At 67.0% G+C, this 18,143-nt stretch carries 13 protein-coding genes and 7 tRNA genes; 17 read left to right on the plus strand and 3 right to left on the minus strand.

The features are described from left to right. Positions 1 to 233: 233 nt before the first annotated feature. Positions 234 to 1,574 carry a Na+/H+ antiporter NhaC family protein gene (locus tag ACW5DW_RS04655; RefSeq protein WP_457017594.1) on the plus strand — a complete coding sequence of 447 codons (1,341 nt, stop codon included), beginning with the start codon at positions 234 to 236 and terminating at the stop codon, positions 1,572 to 1,574. Positions 1,575 to 1,633: 59 nt separating this feature from the next. Here ACW5DW_RS04655 and ACW5DW_RS04660 read toward each other — a convergent pair whose 3' ends face one another. Then, entirely contained in the window at positions 1,634 to 2,395 is a 762-nt protein-coding gene (locus tag ACW5DW_RS04660; protein WP_457017595.1) for a Bax inhibitor-1/YccA family protein, read from the minus strand. Between the two features lie 173 nt (positions 2,396 to 2,568). Here ACW5DW_RS04660 and ACW5DW_RS04665 point away from each other — a divergent pair. From ACW5DW_RS04665 to ACW5DW_RS04725, 13 genes are all read left to right on the plus strand, one after another. After that, a tRNA-Pro gene (locus ACW5DW_RS04665) sits at positions 2,569 to 2,645 on the plus strand. Between the two features lie 34 nt (positions 2,646 to 2,679). Next, a tRNA-Arg gene (locus ACW5DW_RS04670) sits at positions 2,680 to 2,756 on the plus strand. Between the two features lie 140 nt (positions 2,757 to 2,896). Next, positions 2,897 to 2,973 (plus strand) — tRNA-His (locus ACW5DW_RS04675). A 67-nt stretch (positions 2,974 to 3,040) separates the two neighbouring features. Next, positions 3,041 to 3,116 (plus strand) — tRNA-Lys (locus ACW5DW_RS04680). 123 nt (positions 3,117 to 3,239) lie between these two features. Next, positions 3,240 to 3,324 (plus strand) — tRNA-Leu (locus ACW5DW_RS04685). A gap of 404 nt (positions 3,325 to 3,728) precedes the next feature. Further along, positions 3,729 to 5,033: a trigger factor gene (gene tig / locus ACW5DW_RS04690; protein ID WP_457017596.1), complete on the plus strand. Its 1,305-nt coding sequence runs from the start codon at positions 3,729 to 3,731 to the stop codon at positions 5,031 to 5,033. An 81-nt stretch (positions 5,034 to 5,114) separates the two neighbouring features. Continuing rightward, complete coding sequence (clpP, locus tag ACW5DW_RS04695; RefSeq protein ID WP_457017597.1) at positions 5,115 to 5,741, plus strand: ATP-dependent Clp endopeptidase proteolytic subunit ClpP; 627 nt, start codon at positions 5,115 to 5,117, stop codon at positions 5,739 to 5,741. Between the two features lie 105 nt (positions 5,742 to 5,846). Beyond that, entirely contained in the window at positions 5,847 to 7,133 is a 1,287-nt protein-coding gene (gene clpX, locus ACW5DW_RS04700; RefSeq protein WP_457017598.1) for an ATP-dependent Clp protease ATP-binding subunit ClpX, read from the plus strand. Positions 7,134 to 7,486: 353 nt separating this feature from the next. Continuing rightward, positions 7,487 to 9,931, plus strand: coding sequence for an endopeptidase La (gene lon, locus ACW5DW_RS04705; protein WP_457017599.1), 2,445 nt, complete (start codon positions 7,487 to 7,489; stop codon positions 9,929 to 9,931). Between the two features lie 228 nt (positions 9,932 to 10,159). Next, complete coding sequence (locus ACW5DW_RS04710) at positions 10,160 to 10,447, plus strand: HU family DNA-binding protein (protein ID WP_457017600.1); 288 nt, start codon at positions 10,160 to 10,162, stop codon at positions 10,445 to 10,447. Positions 10,448 to 10,470: 23 nt separating this feature from the next. Next, a tRNA-Val gene (locus ACW5DW_RS04715) sits at positions 10,471 to 10,545 on the plus strand. Positions 10,546 to 10,591: 46 nt separating this feature from the next. Beyond that, positions 10,592 to 10,668: transfer RNA gene (locus tag ACW5DW_RS04720), tRNA-Asp, on the plus strand. Positions 10,669 to 11,218: 550 nt separating this feature from the next. After that, a complete protein-coding gene (locus ACW5DW_RS04725; protein ID WP_457017601.1) occupies positions 11,219 to 13,195 on the plus strand; it encodes a SurA N-terminal domain-containing protein in 1,977 nt (658 codons plus the stop codon). A gap of 81 nt (positions 13,196 to 13,276) precedes the next feature. Here ACW5DW_RS04725 and ACW5DW_RS04730 read toward each other — a convergent pair whose 3' ends face one another. Together ACW5DW_RS04730 and ACW5DW_RS04735 are read right to left on the minus strand one after the other, a co-directional pair. Then, on the minus strand, positions 13,277 to 13,426 hold the full coding sequence (locus ACW5DW_RS04730; RefSeq protein ID WP_457017602.1) for a hypothetical protein: 150 nt from the start codon (positions 13,424 to 13,426) through the stop codon (positions 13,277 to 13,279). A 176-nt stretch (positions 13,427 to 13,602) separates the two neighbouring features. Continuing rightward, entirely contained in the window at positions 13,603 to 14,595 is a 993-nt protein-coding gene (locus ACW5DW_RS04735) for a LacI family DNA-binding transcriptional regulator (protein WP_457017603.1), read from the minus strand. Positions 14,596 to 14,882: 287 nt separating this feature from the next. Between ACW5DW_RS04735 and ACW5DW_RS04740 the strand changes: the two genes are divergently transcribed. Genes ACW5DW_RS04740 through ACW5DW_RS04750 form a run of 3 tightly spaced genes read left to right on the plus strand, consistent with a single transcriptional unit; the run spans position 14,883 to position 18,052 of the window. After that, positions 14,883 to 15,908 carry a sugar kinase gene (locus ACW5DW_RS04740; protein WP_457017604.1) on the plus strand — a complete coding sequence of 342 codons (1,026 nt, stop codon included), beginning with the start codon at positions 14,883 to 14,885 and terminating at the stop codon, positions 15,906 to 15,908. A gap of 11 nt (positions 15,909 to 15,919) precedes the next feature. Continuing rightward, complete coding sequence (locus tag ACW5DW_RS04745) at positions 15,920 to 17,236, plus strand: D-tagatose-bisphosphate aldolase, class II, non-catalytic subunit (protein ID WP_457017605.1); 1,317 nt, start codon at positions 15,920 to 15,922, stop codon at positions 17,234 to 17,236. Between the two features lie 45 nt (positions 17,237 to 17,281). Beyond that, positions 17,282 to 18,052, plus strand: a complete 771-nt coding sequence (locus tag ACW5DW_RS04750) for an L-iditol 2-dehydrogenase (RefSeq protein ID WP_457017606.1) — start codon at positions 17,282 to 17,284, stop codon at positions 18,050 to 18,052. Positions 18,053 to 18,143 lie beyond the last annotated feature (91 nt).

An 18,143-nucleotide genomic window follows, 5' to 3' on the forward strand; every position in this document is an offset into this window, starting at 1 on the left:
CCGCGGCACATCCCTGTGCCGCTTGCGCCACCTCTGCCCGGGTCGCTGCGGCATCGAGGCTTGAATTTCGTGGCTGCGGCGCCCGTACCCGACGTGATCCGTCAGATCGTGCCGAGAGAAGCACAACACGAATCCCCGAATACAAGGCGCTGCCTGACATGGTGTGCGGTGCCGACGCTTAACGGACTTAGGGGAAAAGCCGCACAATCGACGTTTTCCGCCGGCGCTCCACGATGACCACCCGCCCCAGTGCGCTTGCGCTGACTCCGCTGCTGCTGTTCGTCGCCATCTTCTTCGGCGCGGGCGTGTACTACTCGATGCAGGGCGAGCCGATGGGCTTCTACCAGCTGCGCGCGCCGGTGGCGATCCTGCCGGCGCTGGCGCTGGCCGCCTGGATTGCATGGCGGCGCGGGATCCGCCCTGGAGAGACCCTGCTGCAGGGCATGGGCGACCCGAACATCGTGCTGATGTGCCTGATCTTCCTGCTGGCCGGCGCCTTCGCCTACGTGTCCAAGGCGATCGGCGCGGTCGATGCGGTGGTGTCGCTGGGCATCGGCGCGCTGCATCCGGCGCTGCTGCTGCCGGGGCTGTTCCTGATCGCCTGCGCGGTGTCGCTGGCCATCGGCACCTCGATGGGGACCATTGCTGCGGTCGTTCCGATCGCGATCGGCGTGGCCGATGCGTCGGGGCTGGACCGCGTGCTGGTGGCCGGCGCGGTGGTCGGCGGCGCGATGTTCGGCGACAACCTGTCGGTGATTTCCGACACCACCATCGCCGCCACCCGCACCCAGGGCGCGCAGATGCGCGACAAGTTCCGCGAGAACTTCAAGATCGCGCTCCCGGCCGCGCTGCTGACGATGCTGCTGCTGGGCTTTGCCGGTGACTCCGCGCCGGTGCAGGCCGAGGTCTCGGCGCCCGCCTGGCTGGCGCTGCCCTACCTGGTGGTGCTGGTGCTGGCGTTGGCGGGGCTGGACGTGTTGCTCGTGCTGGGCCTGGGGCTTGCGCTGGCAGGTGGCTTTGGCCTGCTGCTGGTCGAGGGCTACGACCTGCAGCAATACGCCGGCGACATCTGGACCGGGTTCGAGGGCATGGTCGAGATCCTGCTGCTGTCGCTGCTGATCGGCGGACTGGCCGGGCTGATGAAGGCGAGCGGCGGCCTGGCCTGGCTGGCCCAGGTCATCTCGCGGTTTGCGCGAGGCCATCGCGGCCGGCGCACCGGCGAGTTCAGCATCGCCGCGCTGGCGACGACGGCGGACGTGTTCACCGCCAACAACACGGTCGCGATCCTGGTCGGCGGCAGCGTCGCGCGCGACATCGCGCAGCAGCACGGCATCAGCCCGCGCCGCGCCGCCAGCGTGCTCGACATCTTCGCCTGCGTGCCGCAGGGGCTGCTGCCCTATGGCGCCCAGCTGCTGCTGGCCGCATCGCTGGCGGCGGTGTCGCCATTCGCCCTGGCCGGCAGCGTCTGGTACTGCTGGCTGCTGGCGCTGGTGGCGATCGGGTTCATGGCCTGGCCGCAGCGTGCCGATTCCGCACCCGCGCAGGCTGCGGACAGCGCGCCACCGACCCCGTAGGCAGGCGCCAGGCACGAAACAGGCGCCCGCAGGCGCCTGTTTCGATCGCTGCTGCCGTGTCAGTCGCGCGACTGCAGCTTGGCCAGCAGTCGCAGGAACTCGATGTACAGCCACACCAGGGTGACTATCAGGCCAAACGCGCCGTACCACTCCATGTACTTGGGCGCGCCCTGCTCGACGCCGCTCTCGATGAAGTCGAAGTCCAGCACCAGGTTCATGGCCGCGATCACGATCACGAACAGGCTGAAGCCGATCCCGACGATGCCGTTCTCATGGATCATCGGGATGTCCTTGCCGAACATCCGCAGCGCGATCGTCGCCAGGTAGACCAGGGCGATGCCGCCGGTGGCCGCGACCACGCCCAGCTTGAAGTTCTCGGTGGCCCGGATCAGGCCGCTGCGGTAGGCGAACAGCAGGGCGAACAGCGTGCCGAAGGTCAGCATCACCGCCTGCATGACGATGCCTTCGTACAAGTGGTTGTACAGCGCCGAGATCGCGCCGAGGAAGAAACCCTCCAGCAGCGCATACAGCGGCGCGGTGACCGGCGACCACTCCTTCTTGAACGCGGTGACGATGGCGATCACAAACCCGCCGATCGCGCCGCCCCAGACATAGACGCCGAAGCTGGGCGCCGGCGTGCCGTCGGGCCCGAGCGCCTGGTTCCAGGCGAACGCGGCGGTCAGCACGGTCAACAGCAGCAGGAAACCGGTCTTGTTGACGGTGCCGTTGATGCTCATCGCATCGCCATCGCGCGAGACCACCGCGCCGCTGCCGAGGTCGAGGAAGGTCGATTCTTTCAGTACCGGGTTGCCGCTGCGCATGGAGGTCCTGTCCGCTGTATGGAGCCGGCGTTCAGGATACACGGCCCGCATGGGCGGCCGCTGTACGAAGCCGTGCCGCAGCCGGCGCGTTGACACTACGCGGCGCGCTGCGGAGAATGTCCGGCTCCGCCGGGCGTGCCCGGTGGGGATCGGTTCGACCGCCCGTCACCGGCCGGGGTATAGCGCAGTCTGGTAGCGCGCCTGCTTTGGGAGCAGGATGTCGGGGGTTCGAATCCCTCTACCCCGACCATCCGTCCCGTCCGGGACAGCTATCATGCGCACACGCGCCCGTAGCTCAACCGGATAGAGCACCGGCCTTCTAAGCCGGTGGTTGCAGGTTCGAGTCCTGCCGGGCGCGCCACACCGGGCAGGGGTCGGGTGCTGGTGGGGAAGCCGATCGAAGACATGCGTTGTGCGACCAGGACAGCGTTCGCGGTGTCCTGGTCCGCATCGCGACGGGGAATCCGGGCCGTGCTCGGGTATCCTGTGCAGGTTCCAGTGGTGGCTGTAGCTCAGTTGGTTAGAGTCCTGGATTGTGATTCCAGATGTCGGGGGTTCGAGTCCCCTCAGCCACCCCATTTGTTTGACTGCGGCAGTTCTTTGCCGCACACGGCGCGCTTTTGCTACACTGCGCGCCCGCTTTCCGGGCCGTTAGCTCAGTTGGTAGAGCAGTTGACTCTTAATCAATAGGTCCAAGGTTCGAATCCTTGACGGCCCACCATTCGACGGATCGCCCGGCTTCGGCCGGGCGTTTTCGTTTCTGGGCGGAGATGAAGCATTGCCCGGGCATTTGGCTGTCGGGCGCGGACGGATTGGCGCCGCGTGGCCTTAAGATGCGCCCAGCGCGAAAGTGGCGGAATTGGTAGACGCCCTGGATTTAGGTTCCAGTGCCGCAAGGCGTGGGGGTTCGAGTCCCCCCTTTCGCACCAGCCCTCCTCAGAACGGTCCGTCGCCACGTCGACTCGCGAGCGCTGGCGAGGGCAGGACCCGCAGTCGCAAAAAAGGCCTCCTCGCAATAGCCCGCTTCCCGTCCTGTGCCCGCAACATGTTCGTCCCCGCACGCGTCGGAACGCAGGGCGGAAATCTCCAAACCCACCGCTGTGCGCCAAGCTGAATAGAGTCGGCCCAGAACCGCCGCCGACCGCCCGGATCTCTCCCCACCGCCGCACCCCGCCGCCACGATTCACCAACACTCTGGCGGCCAACCCCCAATTCCGCCAAAATATCCCGTTCCGCCGGCCGTCGCCGGCCTGCTGCGGCAGGCCACGGCGCCTCCCGGCCCCCCATCCGATCCAAACAGCGGCGGCACTGGCCGCGCGGCAGGAGTGAGTCAATGCAAGTCTCGGTCGAAACCCTGGGCAGCCTCGAGCGCCGCCTCACGTTCCGCCTGCCGTCGGAACGGCTCGAGACCCAAGTGGGTGGGCGCCTGCGCGAGATCGCGCGCACCGCCAGGCTCAAGGGCTTCCGTCCGGGCAAGGTGCCCGCGAAGGTGATCCAGCAGCGCTACGGCGAGCAGGTCCGCGCCGAGATCCTCGACGGGCTGCTGCGCGAGGGCTTCGACGAGGCCGTGCGCGAGAACGAACTGCGCCTGGCCGGCCAGCCGAAGATCGAGCCCAGCCAGGACACCGCCGAGGGCGAGCTGGCATACGTGGCCACCTTCGAGGTGGTGCCGGACTTCGGCGACATCGACGTGTCGAAGCTGAGCGTCGTGCGCCACGCCGCGGACGTGACCGAGGAGGACATCGACCGCATGATCGATAACCTCCAGCAGCAGCGCCGCAGCTGGAGCGTGGTGACGCGCCCGGCACAGGCCGGCGACGCAGTCGAGCTCGAGACGTGGTCGCAGGTGGGCGATGAGCGCTTCCCGGCCGAGGGCGTCGAGCGCGGCACGACCGTGATCGGCTCCGGCGGCATGTTCAAGGACATCGAGGACGCACTGGCGGGCATGGCCGCCGGCGAAGAGAAGACGGTCGAGGTGAGCTTCCCGGCCGATTGGCGCGTGCCCGCGCTGGCTGGAAAGACCGCACAGGTGCACCTGAAGGCCGTGCAGGTTTCGGAGCAGCAGCTGCCCGAGGTCGATGCGACCTTCATCAAGAGCTTCGGCGTCAAGACCGGCGGGCTCGAGCAGTTCCGCGGCGATATCCGCACCAACCTGGAGCGCGAGCTCAAGGGCGCGCTGATGAACCGCCTGCGCCGCGAGGTCGGGGAGCAGCTGGTGGCAGCGTATTCGCAGGTCGAACTGCCGCCGCGGCTGGTCGAGACCGAGGCGCGTTCGATGCTGGCCCAGCAGGTCGAGCAGGTGCGCCGCAGCGGCCGTGACCCGGGTGCGGTTCCGAACGACGCCCATCAGGGCTTCACGGACGCGGCGCGCAAGCGCGTGCTGGTCGGTCTGCTGGTGGGTGAGGTCGCCCGCCGCAACCAGCTGCGCCTGGATCCCAAGCGGCTGAACGAGCACCTGCGCCTGATCGCCTCGACCTACGAGGAGCCGCAGCAGGTCATTGACTTGTACCGCAACGACCCCCAGTTGATGTCGGGACTGCAGAACCGCGTGATGGAAGAGCAGGTGATCGACTGGATTGCCGAGCGCGCCCAGCACACCGAGCAGCAACTCACGTTCCAGGAAGCCATCACGCCGTAAGCCGGGTCCACCCGGCCGGCGCAGCGTCAACCCCGGGCCGGCCCGTCCGCCAGCCCACGACCCGCAAGCGAGAATCGATCCATGAGCTACGAGACCAGGGCCCTCAACCTCGTTCCGATGGTGGTCGAACAGACCAGCCGCGGCGAGCGCGCCTACGACATCTACTCGCGGCTGCTGAAGGAGCGGGTGATCTTCCTGGTCGGCGGCATCGATGACCACGTGGCGAACGTGATCGTGGCGCAGATGCTGTTCCTCGAGGCCGAAAACCCCGAGAAGGACATCAGCCTCTACATCAATTCGCCCGGCGGCATCGTCACCGCCGGCATGGCGATCTACGACACCATGCAGTTCATCAAGCCCGACGTGAGCACCATCTGCGTGGGCCAGGCGGCCAGCATGGGCGCGCTTCTGCTCGCCTCGGGCGCGGCCGGCAAGCGCTACTCGCTGCCCAATTCGCGGGTGATGATCCACCAGCCGCTGGGCGGGTTCCAGGGCCAGGCGACGGACATCGACATCCATGCCCGCGAGATCCTGTCCCTGAAGCAGCGCCTGAACGAGATCCTGGCTCGACACACCGGCCAGTCGATCGAAACCATCGCCAGCGACACCGAACGTGACAACTTCAAGAGCGCCGAGGCGGCCCGGGAATACGGCATTGTCGACGAGGTCCTGGAGCGGCGTCCGGAAGAGTCGATCCAGCCCGCTTAAGTAATTGATTGAAAACGAAAACGGTGTTCCGGTGGCGCGATCTTTGCGCCCCCGGGCGCTGTGCTATTCTCAAACCGTGACCGCATCAGCAAGCCAGATCCATTCATGACTGAAGACCGCCAGGGCCGTTCCGGCGACAGCAACAAGATCCTCTATTGCTCGTTCTGCGGGAAGAGCCAGCATGAGGTCCGGAAGCTGATCGCCGGTCCCAGCGTGTACATCTGCGACGAATGCGTCGAGCTGTGCAACGACATCATCCGCGAGGAGCTCGAGGAGAAGGCCCAGTCGGCGCGCAGTTCGCTGCCCAAGCCGAAGGAGATCCTCGAGGTCCTGGACCAGTACGTGATCGGCCAGACCCGGGCCAAGCGCACGCTCGCGGTTGCGGTGTACAACCACTACAAGCGCATCGAGAGTCGCAGCAAGAACGACGAGGTCGAGTTGGCCAAGTCGAACATCCTGCTGGTCGGCCCGACCGGTTCGGGCAAGACCCTGCTGGCCGAGACCCTGGCGCGCCTGCTCAACGTGCCGTTCACGATTGCCGACGCCACCACGCTGACCGAAGCCGGCTACGTGGGCGAGGACGTCGAGAACATCATCCAGAAGCTGCTGCAGAAGTGCGACTACGACGTCGAGAAGGCGCAGCAGGGCATCGTCTACATCGACGAGATCGACAAGATCTCGCGCAAGTCCGAGAACCCGTCGATCACCCGCGACGTGTCCGGCGAAGGCGTGCAGCAGGCGCTGCTCAAGCTGATCGAGGGCACCACCGCAAGCGTGCCGCCGCAGGGCGGGCGCAAGCATCCGCAGCAGGAATTCCTGCAGGTGGAGACCAAGAACATCCTGTTCATCGTCGGCGGCGCGTTCGCGGGCCTGGACAAGATCATCCAGCAGCGCAGCACCGAGGCCGGCGGCATCGGTTTCGGCGCCAAGCTCAAGAGCTCCGAGCGCAAGACCGACACCGGCAAGGTGCTGGCGCACGTCGAGCCCGAGGACCTGATCAAGTTCGGCCTGATCCCCGAGTTCGTCGGCCGCCTGCCGGTGGTCGCCACGCTCGAGGAGCTCGACGAGCCGGCGCTGGTGAGGATCCTCACCGAGCCCAAGAACGCGATCAGCAAGCAGTTCAAGAAGCTGTTCGAGATGGAAGGCGTGGAGCTGGAGTTCCGTCCCGACGCGCTGAGCGCGATCGCCAAGAAGGCGATCAAGCGCAAGACCGGCGCGCGCGGTCTGCGCACCATCGTCGAATCGGTGCTGCTCGACACGATGTACGAGCTGCCTTCGCTGGAGAACGTCAGCAAGGTGGTGGTCGACGAGTCGGTGATCGAGCACAAGACCGAGCCCTACCTGATCTACCAGACCCCGCCGGCCGCACCGAAGGTCGCCTCGGCCGAGTAGCCGCGGTCGCGGCGCGAGCTGTCGCGGTCATCCCCGCGAGCGCGGGGATGACGGTCACGGAACGGCCTCGCGTTCGTGGCATGACGTCGCAGGAACAGTCCGCCGTTCACGGGATGACGGTCGCGTAACCGCCCCGCGTTGCGCCACGACCCAGCAACGACCCGCGTTCGCGGCAATGACGGTGTGCCGGCAAGGCAGGCAGCCGCTGCTCCGATGGGCGGACCACCGTCCGCCGTCCGGGATACTGCGTTCGCCCGCGGCGCTTGCATCGTTCCCCGCCGGGCCCCATAACCCAGCAGTGGGCGGCGTCGTGCCGCCCGGCTCCCGCCGCTCCGCTGTCCATGGAACCCGCAATGACCGATCGACCCCGCAGCGAATCGCTGGAACTGCCCGTCCTCCCCCTGCGCGACGTGGTGGTGTTCCCGCACATGGTGATCCCGCTGTTCGTCGGCCGGGACAAGTCCATCCGTGCGCTCGATATCGCGATGGAAGGCGACAAGCGCATCCTGCTGGTCGCGCAGAAATCGGCCGAGACGGACGATCCGGAAGGCGACGACCTGCACGGCATTGGCACGCTTGCCCAGGTGCTGCAGTTGCTCAAGCTGCCCGACGGCACGATCAAGGTGCTGGTCGAAGGCGTGTCGCGGGTCAGCGTGTCGCAGGTGCGTGAGGTCGACGGCACGCTCGCGGGCGTGGGCCATGTGATCGAGCTGGTGGAAAGCCGCGATGCGCGTGAGGTGGAAGCCATCGCGCGCTCGCTGGTCTCGCTGTTCGAGCAGTACGTCAAGACCAACCGCAAGCTGCCGCCGGAGCTGATGCAGACCCTGGCCGGCATCGACGAGCCGGGCCGCCTGGCCGACATCGTGGCCGCGCACCTGGGGGTGCGCCTGGGCGAGAAGCAGCGTCTGCTCGAAAGCGTGGACACCGCCGAACGGCTGGAGCTGCTGGTCGGCCTGGTCGACGGCGAGATCGACGTGCAGCAGATGGAGAAGCGCATCCGCGGCAGGGTCAAGTCGCAGATGGAGAAGTCGCAGCGCGAGTACTACCTCAACGAGCAGATGAAGGCGATCCAGAAGGAGTTGGGCGAGATCGACGAGGCGCCCAACGACATGGAGGAGATCGCCCGCAAGATCGCCCAGGCCGGCATGCCCAAGCCGGTCGAGACCAAGGCGAAGAACGAATTCAACAAGCTCAAGCAGATGTCGCCGATGTCGGCCGAAGCCGCCGTGGTCCGCAACTACCTGGACTGGCTGCTGGGCGTGCCGTGGAACAAGCGCAGCAAGGTGAGCAAGGACCTCAAGGCCGCGCAGGATACGCTCGACGCCGACCACTACGGCCTGGAGAAGGTCAAGGAGCGCATCCTTGAATACCTCGCGGTGCAGACGCGTGTGAAGCAGATGAAGGGCCCGATCCTGTGCCTGGTCGGGCCGCCCGGCGTGGGCAAGACCTCGCTTGGCCAGTCGATCGCCAAGGCGACCAACCGCAAGTTCGTGCGCATGGCGCTGGGCGGCGTGCGCGACGAGGCCGAAATCCGCGGCCATCGGCGCACCTACGTCGGCTCGATGCCGGGCCGCATCGTGCAGAACCTCAACAAGGCGGGCGCGAAGAACCCGCTGTTCGTGCTCGACGAGATCGACAAGATGTCGATGGACTTCCGTGGCGATCCGTCCTCGGCGCTGCTCGAGGTACTCGATCCCGAGCAGAACCACACCTTCAACGACCATTACCTCGAGGTCGACCTCGACCTGTCCGAAGTGATGTTCATCGCGACATCGAACTCGCTCAATATCCCTGGCCCGCTGCTCGACCGCATGGAGGTGATCCGCATCCCCGGCTACACCGAGGAGGAGAAGATCAGCATCGCCACGCGATACCTCGTGCCCAAGCAGATGAAGGGCAACGGCCTGAAGGACGAGGAGATCGCGATCGCGACCGATGCCATCCAGGACATCGTGCGCTACTACACGCGCGAGTCGGGCGTGCGCAACCTCGAGCGCGAGATCGCCAAGATCTGCCGCAAGGTGGTCAAGCAGATCGCGCTGGCCGGGCCGAAGAAGGGCAAGGTGAAGGCGGTCAAGATCGGTGCAGACAACCTCGACGCCTACCTGGGCGTGCGCCGTTTCGACTTCGGGCGCGCCGAACAGGACAACGAGATCGGCACGGTCACCGGCCTGGCATGGACGGAGGCAGGCGGCGATCTGCTGCAGATCGAAACGACCCTGGTGCCCGGCAAGGGCAACCTGATCCTGACCGGCCAGCTTGGCGACGTGATGAAGGAATCGGCCTCGGCCGCGCTGAGCGTGGTGCGCGCGCGCACCGAGCGCCTGGGGATCGACGTGGATTTCCTGCAGAAGCAGGACGTGCACGTGCACGTGCCCGACGGCGCCACGCCGAAGGATGGCCCCAGTGCCGGCATTGCCATGACGACCGCGCTGGTGTCGACACTGACCAAGGTGCCGGTGCGCGCCGACGTGGCGATGACCGGCGAGATCACGCTGCGCGGCAAGGTCACGGCCATCGGCGGGCTCAAGGAAAAGCTGCTCGCTGCGCTGCGCGGTGGCATTACCACGGTCATCATTCCCGAAGAGAATCGCAAGGACCTGGCGGACATTCCGGCCAACGTCACCGACCACATCGAGATCGTGCCGGTGAAGTGGATCGACGAGGTCCTCGACCTGGCGCTGGAGCGGCCGCTGGCGGTTGCACAGCCGGAGGCTGTGAAGGCGACTGCGCCTGCGCGCAGCGCGATCGTGCGTCGACGCAAGGAGAAGACGCCGGGAGCGGACGTCAAGCACTGAGGTCGATGGTGCAAACCGGGACCGCTTCGCATGCTTCACGCTGGCCTAACGATTGAATGCATGACCGGTTGATCCGCAAACCCACGTCGCGGCTGTCGTATTCGGCCGCGCCTCCGCGTAAAATGCCGCGGATTCCAGATTCCATCCTCATGGCCAGGCCGCGTCGCGGGAACCCCCGTCGACAAGGGGCCTGGTCCCCAGCAAGGCGGGCTGCGGTCCGCACACGGAGTGTCCAACATGCCAGTGAACAAGAGTGAATTGATCGACCAGGTCGCCGACAAGGCAGGGCTGTCCAAGGCCGATGCCGGGCGCGCGCTCGACGCGGTGCTTGAATCGGTGACCGCGGCGCTCAAGCGCGGCGACACGGTCAACCTGGTCGGCTTCGGTTCCTTCTCGGTCAAGGCCCGGGCCGCGCGTACCGGTCTGAACCCGCGCACCAAGGAGCCGATCGCAATCCCGGCGTCCAACAATCCTGCGTTCAAGGCTGGCAAAGCGCTGAAGGATGCCGTAAACTGAGCGGCTCCTGAGTTCCCCTGCACGGGTGCTTAGCTCAGCGGTAGAGCGTCTCCTTTACACGGAGAGGGTCGGGGGTTCGAAACCCTCAGCACCCACCAGGCAACGGGGCGCAAAACTGCGGGGAAAGTTTCAAGATCAAAGCGCGGAGCGGTAGTTCAGTTGGTTAGAATGCTGGCCTGTCACGCCGGAGGTCGCGGGTTCGAGTCCCGTCCGCTCCGCCATTTCGATACGAAGGACCCCGCAGCGATGCGGGGTCTTTTTTTTGGGTCTTCTCCTCTGCGAGGGAGTTGGCCGGGTTGCAAGCGAGTGGATCAGGCCTGCGGCCGGGGGTCGTCCCGGCCCGGGGGTTGCTCCCCGGCTCGGTCAGCCATCCATGGCTGACTCGCCGCCGCAGCGCATCCATGCGCTGCTTTCCGCAACCCCCGGCCCGGAACGACCATCGTCCAGTCACTGGCGTGGCTTCGAAAGCTGCAATAGAAGCATCGCCGCACCAGTAGCAGTGAGCCGCGCACTGGCGGCCGGGGATTGCGGCAAGCAAAACATGGATGTTTTGCGCGCGAGTCAGGGCAGGATGCCCTGACCGAGCGAAAAGCGATCCCCGGCCGACAGGGCGTGGCGTTCGTCGGAAGCCCGGAAAGGGGCTCTTCCTTACCGCATCCAACTTCCCTCGATCGCTTCCATGGGCCGCAAAAACCGTCCGAAGGCGCTTCGCCGCCCCTCGCGGCGGCAAGCGGGTAAACTGCGCGGCTACGTCCCGACTCCGCTTGCCCAATGCTGCAGACCCTCAGAGACAAGATGTCCGGCTGGTTCGCGATCGTCATCGTCGCGCTCCTGGCCATTCCGTTCGCCTTCTTCGGCATGGAGCAGTACCTGTTCCAGAGCGGCGCCAACTACGCCGCCAAGGTCGAGGTGCAGCCGTCGTGGTGGCGCAGTGCGCCCGACTGGTGGCTCGTGCGCCGGCTGGCGTGGGAGTCCGAGGAGATCAGCCCGGAAGAGTTCCGCGAAGCCTTCGAGTCCGAGCGCCAGCGCCGGCGCGAGGCCGGGGGTGAGGCCTTCGACGCGCGCGCGTTCGAATCCCCCGAGACCAAGCGCGAGCTGCTTGAGGCGCTGATCGACCGCAAGGTGCTCAAGCTGGCAGCGGTGCGTGACGGCATGGTGGTCGGCGATTCGCGCGTGCGCGAAGCCATCGACGCCATTCCCGCGTTTCAGGTGGATGGCCGCTTCGACGAGCAGCGCTACCTGTTGACCCTGCAGTCACAGGGCTATTCGCCGCGTGGCTTCCAGGAAATGGTGCGCGAGGACCTGCAGGCCGCGCTGCTGGCGGGGCAGGTTGCGCAGTCGGCGTTTACCACGTCGTCGGAGACCGGGCGGATCATGGCCCTGCTCGGTGAGCGTCGCGACGTGTCCTTCGTCGTGCTCCCGCCACCCGCGGCGGATACGGGAGCCGTGTCGGCTGTGGAGATCCAGGCCTGGTACGACGAGCACCGCAACGAGTACCGCGCACCCGAGCGGGTCACGCTCGAGTACGTCGAACTTGATTCGAACACGCTGCCGGCCGCGCCCGAGCCCGACGAGGCCACGCTGCGCCAACGCTACGAACAGGAGAAGGCACGCTTCGTCGAACCCGAACAGCGGCTGGTGTCGCACATCCTGGTTCCTGTGGAGCAGGGCGCGGACGACGCCGCGCAGCAGGCCGCCCAGACGCAGGCGCGGGAGCTCGCGCAGGCGGCGCGTGCGCCGGGCGCCGATTTCGCGGAACTGGCACGGGCCAATCCGGGTGATCCGGGTTCGGCCGCCAACGGTGGCGACCTGGGCTGGGTCCGCCAGGATGGCGGCATGGCCAAGCCGTTCGAGGATGCGGTGTTCGCCGCCGAGGCCGGCAGCGTCAGCGATCCGGTGCGCAGCCAGTTTGGCTGGCATGTGATCCAGCTGCGCGAGGTGCGGACCGGGCACCAGGTGCCGTTCGAGCAGGTGCGCGACACGCTGGCGCAGGAACAGGTGCTGGCTGACCGCGAACGTGCGTTCAACGACCTGGTCGGTGGCTTCGTCGACGAGGTCTACCGCAATCCCACCGAGCTGACCGCAGCGGCGAAGACGGCCGGCCTGCAGGTGCATACCGCAGGCCCGATCGCGCGCGGCGAGGGCGAAGGCGTGATCGCGGTGCCCGCCGTGCAGCGCGCGGCGTTCTCGGAAAGCCTGGTGCAGGACAACACCGCCAGCGATCCGATCGAAGTCGGCCCGGACCGCAGCGTGATCATCCGGGTGACCAAACACGAGCCCGAACGCGCGCTGGGCGTGAACGAAGCGCGTGACCGCATCGTCGCCGCCATCCGCGCCGATCGCGCGGACAAGCGCGCCGAGGCTGACGCCGAGGCCATGGTGGCCAAGCTGCAGGCAGGCGAGACGCTGCAGGCGCTGGCGGACGCGGCATCGCTGCAGCTGCAGGAATTCACGGGCATGCCGCGCGGTACGCCGGTGCCTGACGAGGCGGCTGCTGAAGCCTATTTCCGCGTGGCGGCGCCTGGGGAAGGCGAGGTTTCGGCCGGCCATGTCGCTCTGTCCGACGGCAGCAGGCTGGTGTTCACGGTGGGGAATGTGAAGCCGGGCGACGCTTCGGAGGCCAGCGACGTGGAGCGCGACATGTTCCGCCAGCAGATGGCCTCGTTGATCGGCGCGGAGGATGCGCAGACCCTGCAGCGCGCGCTGCGCCGGCAGATGAAGGTGACGGTGGTGGAGTCGCAGCTGTAGCAGGCAGCGGATTGCGCACCCATGAAAAAGCCCGGCTTGTGCCGGGCTTTTTCGTTGGCGTGGAAGCTGCCGGGATACGCTTCATTCGGCTTCCAACCCGGTCATGCCGACGATGTTGTAGCCGCCATCGACGTAGCTGTCTTCGCCGGCGATGCCCGGCGCGAGGTCCGAGCACCAGAAGGGTTCCAGCCCGAGATCACGGACGCTTACGCGAAGGCCGATCGAGGCCATGAGGAGTGTTCGTGTCAAGCGCCGCAGTAATCCACCACAGGTGATCGAACGTTGCCGCGATGAGTTTCCGGTTCGACTGATCCGGCGCTGCTTGCGGGTGTCGCCAGCGGCTACTACGACTGCTCGTACCTTCTGTGGCGAGCACGTGCAGCGTGGGAACTCGGGGGCAACTGGCCCTAGGCGGAGTCGCGCATGACCAGATGGCTTGGAATGAACTGGGCTGCCGGCCGGAGCTCCGGTCCTGGCTGATCTACCAGGATTTCGAATGCTGCGGTTGACAGTGCACTGAAGTCCTGCGCGATGGTCGTCAAAGAGGGGCAGGCGTAACGACTAAGTGGATGGTCGTCATGGCCGGCGATACGCAGATCACAATCTTCGCCGCGTCCAACCTTGAGCCCGCGTTTGTTTGCGGCGGACAACGCGCCAAATGCCAGACGATCGTTCGCGCAAAGCAGGGTCGTCGACGGCAGGCCCCGGCCACCCAGCGCTGTGTCGACTGCTTCGAATCCGGCCAGTTCGAAGTCCCAATCCTTCCGCTTGGTGTGAATGACATGGGCTTCGAATCCGGAAGCCTTGGCCGCGGCGAGATATGCCCTGCGCCGACCTGCGGCGTTCTCATTCACTGCGGGCATCTCCAGAAAGCAGGGAGGCTCGCCGGTCCGCACGAGGTACTCGACCATCAAGTGGATGCCGGTCTCGTTGTCGGTGCCGACGAAGGGAACATCGAGCTCGACACGATTGTCGAGCAGGACCACGGGAAGTTCACGCGCGAGGGTGGCGTAGACCCTGCGGTTGGATTGAGTTCCCAATGGGGCCACAACGGCGCCAGCCAGCTTCAACGAGAGCAACGTCCTGAGCGCGGCCTCTTCGCGTTCACGGTCGCCGTGCGAGCTGAGCACGATGGCCCAGTATCCCCTGGTTGCGCACAAGGTCTCCAGGTGGCGCACCACCTCGGCATAGAAGGGGTCGGTCAGGTGGGGCATCAGGATGCCTAGGGTTCGGGGATGCCGGCGGTTCTGGTTACTGGCGAAGATGTTGTGGTGGTACTCGTACTGCTTGATCGCCTCCTCGATCCTGGCCCGCGTCCGTGCGCGGACGCTGCTCGGATCGTTGAAGAACTTCGAAAGCGTGGGCCTGGAGATGCCGCTGGCCGCGGCCAGTTCCTCCATCGTTCTGATCTTCGACATTGGACCTGAAGTGCTCTTGGTTGAGGCCCGCGGACCGGCCCGGCCGGCTTCGGGCGAGGCCGCGCCGGCCGGCCTGGTGAGTGGGCGAGTGAGGGACGGCGGCGTCCGGAAGTCTATCGTCGACGGCCGTCATTATTGGCGACCGGTGTCCGAGCGCTGACAAGGGTATGGTTTTACTTTTACGCGTGTAAAGGTTTATGCTTCCGGGCGTTGCGTTCGGGGGCCTTGGCGTATGTGGTCCGGCCACCCCCAGGGCAGGAGGAAAACACGTGCCGACAAGCCACACCACAACGCCCACCGCCGCGCCGCGACCGCGCTTGACACCGCCCAAGGTGCTGGTGATCGGCGAGATCCTGGTCGAGATAATGGCCGACCAGATCGGCGAGGGTTTCCTGGAGCTGCAGCGCTTCAGCGGCCCGTATCCCTCCGGCGCGCCGGCGATCTTCATCGACCAGGTGGCGCGCAACGGCGTGGCCTGCGCGATCGTGGGTGCAGTCGGCGACGACGATTTCGGGCGGGTGAACATCCAGCGCCTGCGCAGCAGCGGCGTCGATGTCTCGGCGGTCAAGGTGGTGCCCGTGCTCGCGACCGGCAGCGCCTTCGTGCGCTACCGCCCCAGCGGCGAGCGCGACTTCGTCTACAACATCGTCGGCTCCGCCTGCGCGGCGATCGCGAGTGGCGCTGCCCCCCGGCGCGCGATCGACAGCGCCACCCATCTCCACGTCATGGGTTCGTCGCTGTTCTCGGCCGGCGTGACGCAGCTGACGCTCGATGCCATCGCGCAGGTCAAGAGCAGGGGCGGCAGCGTCTCGTTCGATCCCAACGCCCGCAAGGAGATGCTGGCCATCCCCGGCATGCGCCAGGCTCTGGAGCAGGTGCTCGCCGCGACCGACCTGTTCATGCCCAGCGGCCAAGAGCTGACGCTGCTGACCACGCGGACCGACGAAGCCGGCGCGATCGCCGAGCTGCTCGAGCGCGGCGTGCAGGCGATCGTGGTCAAGCGCGGGGCCGAGGGCGCCTCCTACCACGACCGCTCTGGCGCCCTGGCCGTCGACCCGATCCCCGTCACGGAAGTCGACCCAACCGGTGCCGGCGACAGCTTCGGCGGCACGTTCGTGGCCAGCTGGCTTAGTGGCGCGAGCCCGGACGCCTGCCTGCGCCTGGCCAACGCCAGCGGCGCACGGGCGGTGATGACGCGCGGGCCGATGGAAGGCAACACGTCCAGAGCCGAGCTCGAGCGCTTCGTCGCGCAAATGGCCGCTGCACCCGCCCGCGCTCCGGTTTCCGCACCATGAGCATCGCCACGATGACGACGAATGCCGCCTCCGGATCCACCTGCGCGCGCGTGCGCGGCATCACCTCAGTGTGCTCGGCCCATCCGCTGGTCATCGAGGCGGCGCTGCGCCACGGGCTGGAAGAGTCGCGGCCGGTACTGATCGAGGCCACCTGCAACCAGGTCAACCACAGGGGCGGCTATACCGGCATGACTCCCGCCGACTTCAGACGCTTCGTGCTGGGGATCGCCGACCGGGTTGGCCTGGCCAACGACCGGATCCTCCTGGGCGGTGACCACCTGGGTCCCAATCCCTGGAAGTCGCTGCCGGCCGATGCGGCGATGGACGAGGCGTCCTCGATGGTCGAGGCCTACGTGCTGGCGGGGTTCACCAAGATCCACCTCGACACCAGCATGGGCTGCAGCGGCGAGCCTGTGGCCCTGGACAACGAGGTCACGGCTGCGCGCGCTGCCCAGCTAGCGCAGGTGGCCGAGCGTGCCGCGGCGCGCTCTGGCCATCCGCCGCCGATGTACGTGATCGGCACCGAGGTGCCGGTGCCCGGCGGCGCGCTGGAAGAGATCAGCGAGCTGGATGTGACCACGCCCGAGGCCGCACTCGAAACGCTGCGGGTACACCGTCAGGCGTTCGACGCGCTGGGTCTTGGAGAGGCGTTCGGGCGCGTGATCGCGGCAGTGGTGCAGCCCGGCGTCGAATTCGGAAACGCCAACGTCGTGTTCTACGACCGCGCGAAGGCGCACGCCCTGAGCGCCGCGCTGGAGCAGGCCGACGGCCTGGTGTTCGAAGCGCATTCCACCGACTACCAGCCCGTGACCGCTCTGACGGACCTGGTCGAGGACGGCTTTGCCATCCTGAAAGTGGGCCCGGGCCTGACCTTCGCTTTGCGCGAGGCGCTGTACGGGCTCGACTGCATCGCCGAGCTGCTGGCGCCGGAGGTGGACGAGGACGCGAACGGCCTGCGTCCGGCCATGGAAGCGCTGATGACGTCCGAGCCGGGCTACTGGAAGGACTACTATCACGGCAGCGCGAACCAGCTGCTGGTCCAGCGCCATTTCAGCTACAGCGATCGCATCCGCTACTACTGGAGCCACCCGCGCGCGGTGGCCGCCGTCGACCGGCTGTTCGCACGGCTCGAGGGCGTGGATATCCCCGAGACGCTGGTCAGCCAGTTCCTGGCGCCGCTGTATCCGCTGGTGTCGGCGGGCAGGGTGGCCGCGCGCGCGCGCGAGCTGTGCATCGCCGCCGTGCGGCATGCGCTGGCACCCTATTCGGAAGCGACGCGGGGCGGCAGCGCGCCGACCGTTCCGGTTCCGCCGGCATTCGACCCATGAAGCACCCGTACGGCCGGTGTGGCCATTCCATCCTCGAGGACTGATATGAAACTTGACGGGAAAGTCGCGATAGTGACCGGCGGCGGACAGGGCATCGGCGCCGAGATGGCGCGCGCGCTCGCCGCGGAGGGTGCGCGTGTGGCGGTCGCAGACATCGCCCTGGACCATGCCGAATCGGTTGCCGTGGCGTTGGGCGACAAGGGGCTGGGGGTGCGGGTCGACGTGCGCGACCGTGCTTCGGTCGATGCAATGGTGCAGCAGGTGGTCGCGGCCTTCGGCCGGCTGGACATCCTGATCAACAACGCCGCCGTATTCGAGCTGGCGCCGATCCTGGAGATCACCGAGCACGGCTTCGATCGCCAGTTCTCAATCAACGTCAAGGGCACGCTGCTGTGCATCCAGGCCGCCGCGCGGCAGATGATCGAGCAAGGGCAGGGCGGCAAGATCATCAACATGGCGTCGCAGGCCGGCCGCCGGGGCGAGGCTCTGGTCGGCGTCTACTGCGCGTCCAAGGCGGCGGTGATCAGCCTGACCCAGTCGGCCGCGCTGGGCCTGATCGAGCACGGCATCAACGTCAACGGCATCGCCCCCGGCGTGGTGGACACCCCGATGTGGGATGAAGTCGATGCCGGCTTCGCCAGGTACGAAGGCCTGCAGCCTGGCGAGAAGAAGCGCCAGGTCGGCCTGGCCGTTCCGGCCGGACGCATGGGCGTGCCGGCGGACTACCGCGGCATCGCGGTGTTCCTGGCATCCAGCGACTCGGACTACATCGTCGCGCAGACCTTCAACGTCGACGGCGGCAACTGGATGAGCTGAAGCCGGACCGCTCCGTCGCGCCGCCGGCGCGGCTGGACGATCCGCCAGGACCAGGAGGTGCATCGATGAAGTTCAAGCGTCCACGGGCCAC

The organism is Luteimonas sp. A482 (assembly GCF_054072655.1).

What these genes read in the sequence shown, in the direction of transcription:
- ACW5DW_RS04655 (WP_457017594.1), top strand. Translation starts at nt 234, where the DNA reads ATGACCACCCGCCCCAGTGCGCTTGCGCTGACTCCGCTGCTGCTGTTC.
- ACW5DW_RS04660 (WP_457017595.1), bottom strand. Translation starts at nt 2,395, where the DNA reads ATGCGCAGCGGCAACCCGGTACTGAAAGAATCGACCTTCCTCGACCTC.
- tig (WP_457017596.1), top strand. Translation starts at nt 3,729, where the DNA reads ATGCAAGTCTCGGTCGAAACCCTGGGCAGCCTCGAGCGCCGCCTCACG.
- clpP (WP_457017597.1), top strand. Translation starts at nt 5,115, where the DNA reads ATGAGCTACGAGACCAGGGCCCTCAACCTCGTTCCGATGGTGGTCGAA.
- clpX (WP_457017598.1), top strand. Translation starts at nt 5,847, where the DNA reads ATGACTGAAGACCGCCAGGGCCGTTCCGGCGACAGCAACAAGATCCTC.
- lon (WP_457017599.1), top strand. Translation starts at nt 7,487, where the DNA reads ATGACCGATCGACCCCGCAGCGAATCGCTGGAACTGCCCGTCCTCCCC.
- ACW5DW_RS04725 (WP_457017601.1), top strand. Translation starts at nt 11,219, where the DNA reads ATGCTGCAGACCCTCAGAGACAAGATGTCCGGCTGGTTCGCGATCGTC.
- ACW5DW_RS04730 (WP_457017602.1), bottom strand. Translation starts at nt 13,426, where the DNA reads ATGGCCTCGATCGGCCTTCGCGTAAGCGTCCGTGATCTCGGGCTGGAA.
- ACW5DW_RS04735 (WP_457017603.1), bottom strand. Translation starts at nt 14,595, where the DNA reads ATGGAGGAACTGGCCGCGGCCAGCGGCATCTCCAGGCCCACGCTTTCG.
- ACW5DW_RS04745 (WP_457017605.1), top strand. Translation starts at nt 15,920, where the DNA reads ATGACGACGAATGCCGCCTCCGGATCCACCTGCGCGCGCGTGCGCGGC.
- ACW5DW_RS04750 (WP_457017606.1), top strand. Translation starts at nt 17,282, where the DNA reads ATGAAACTTGACGGGAAAGTCGCGATAGTGACCGGCGGCGGACAGGGC.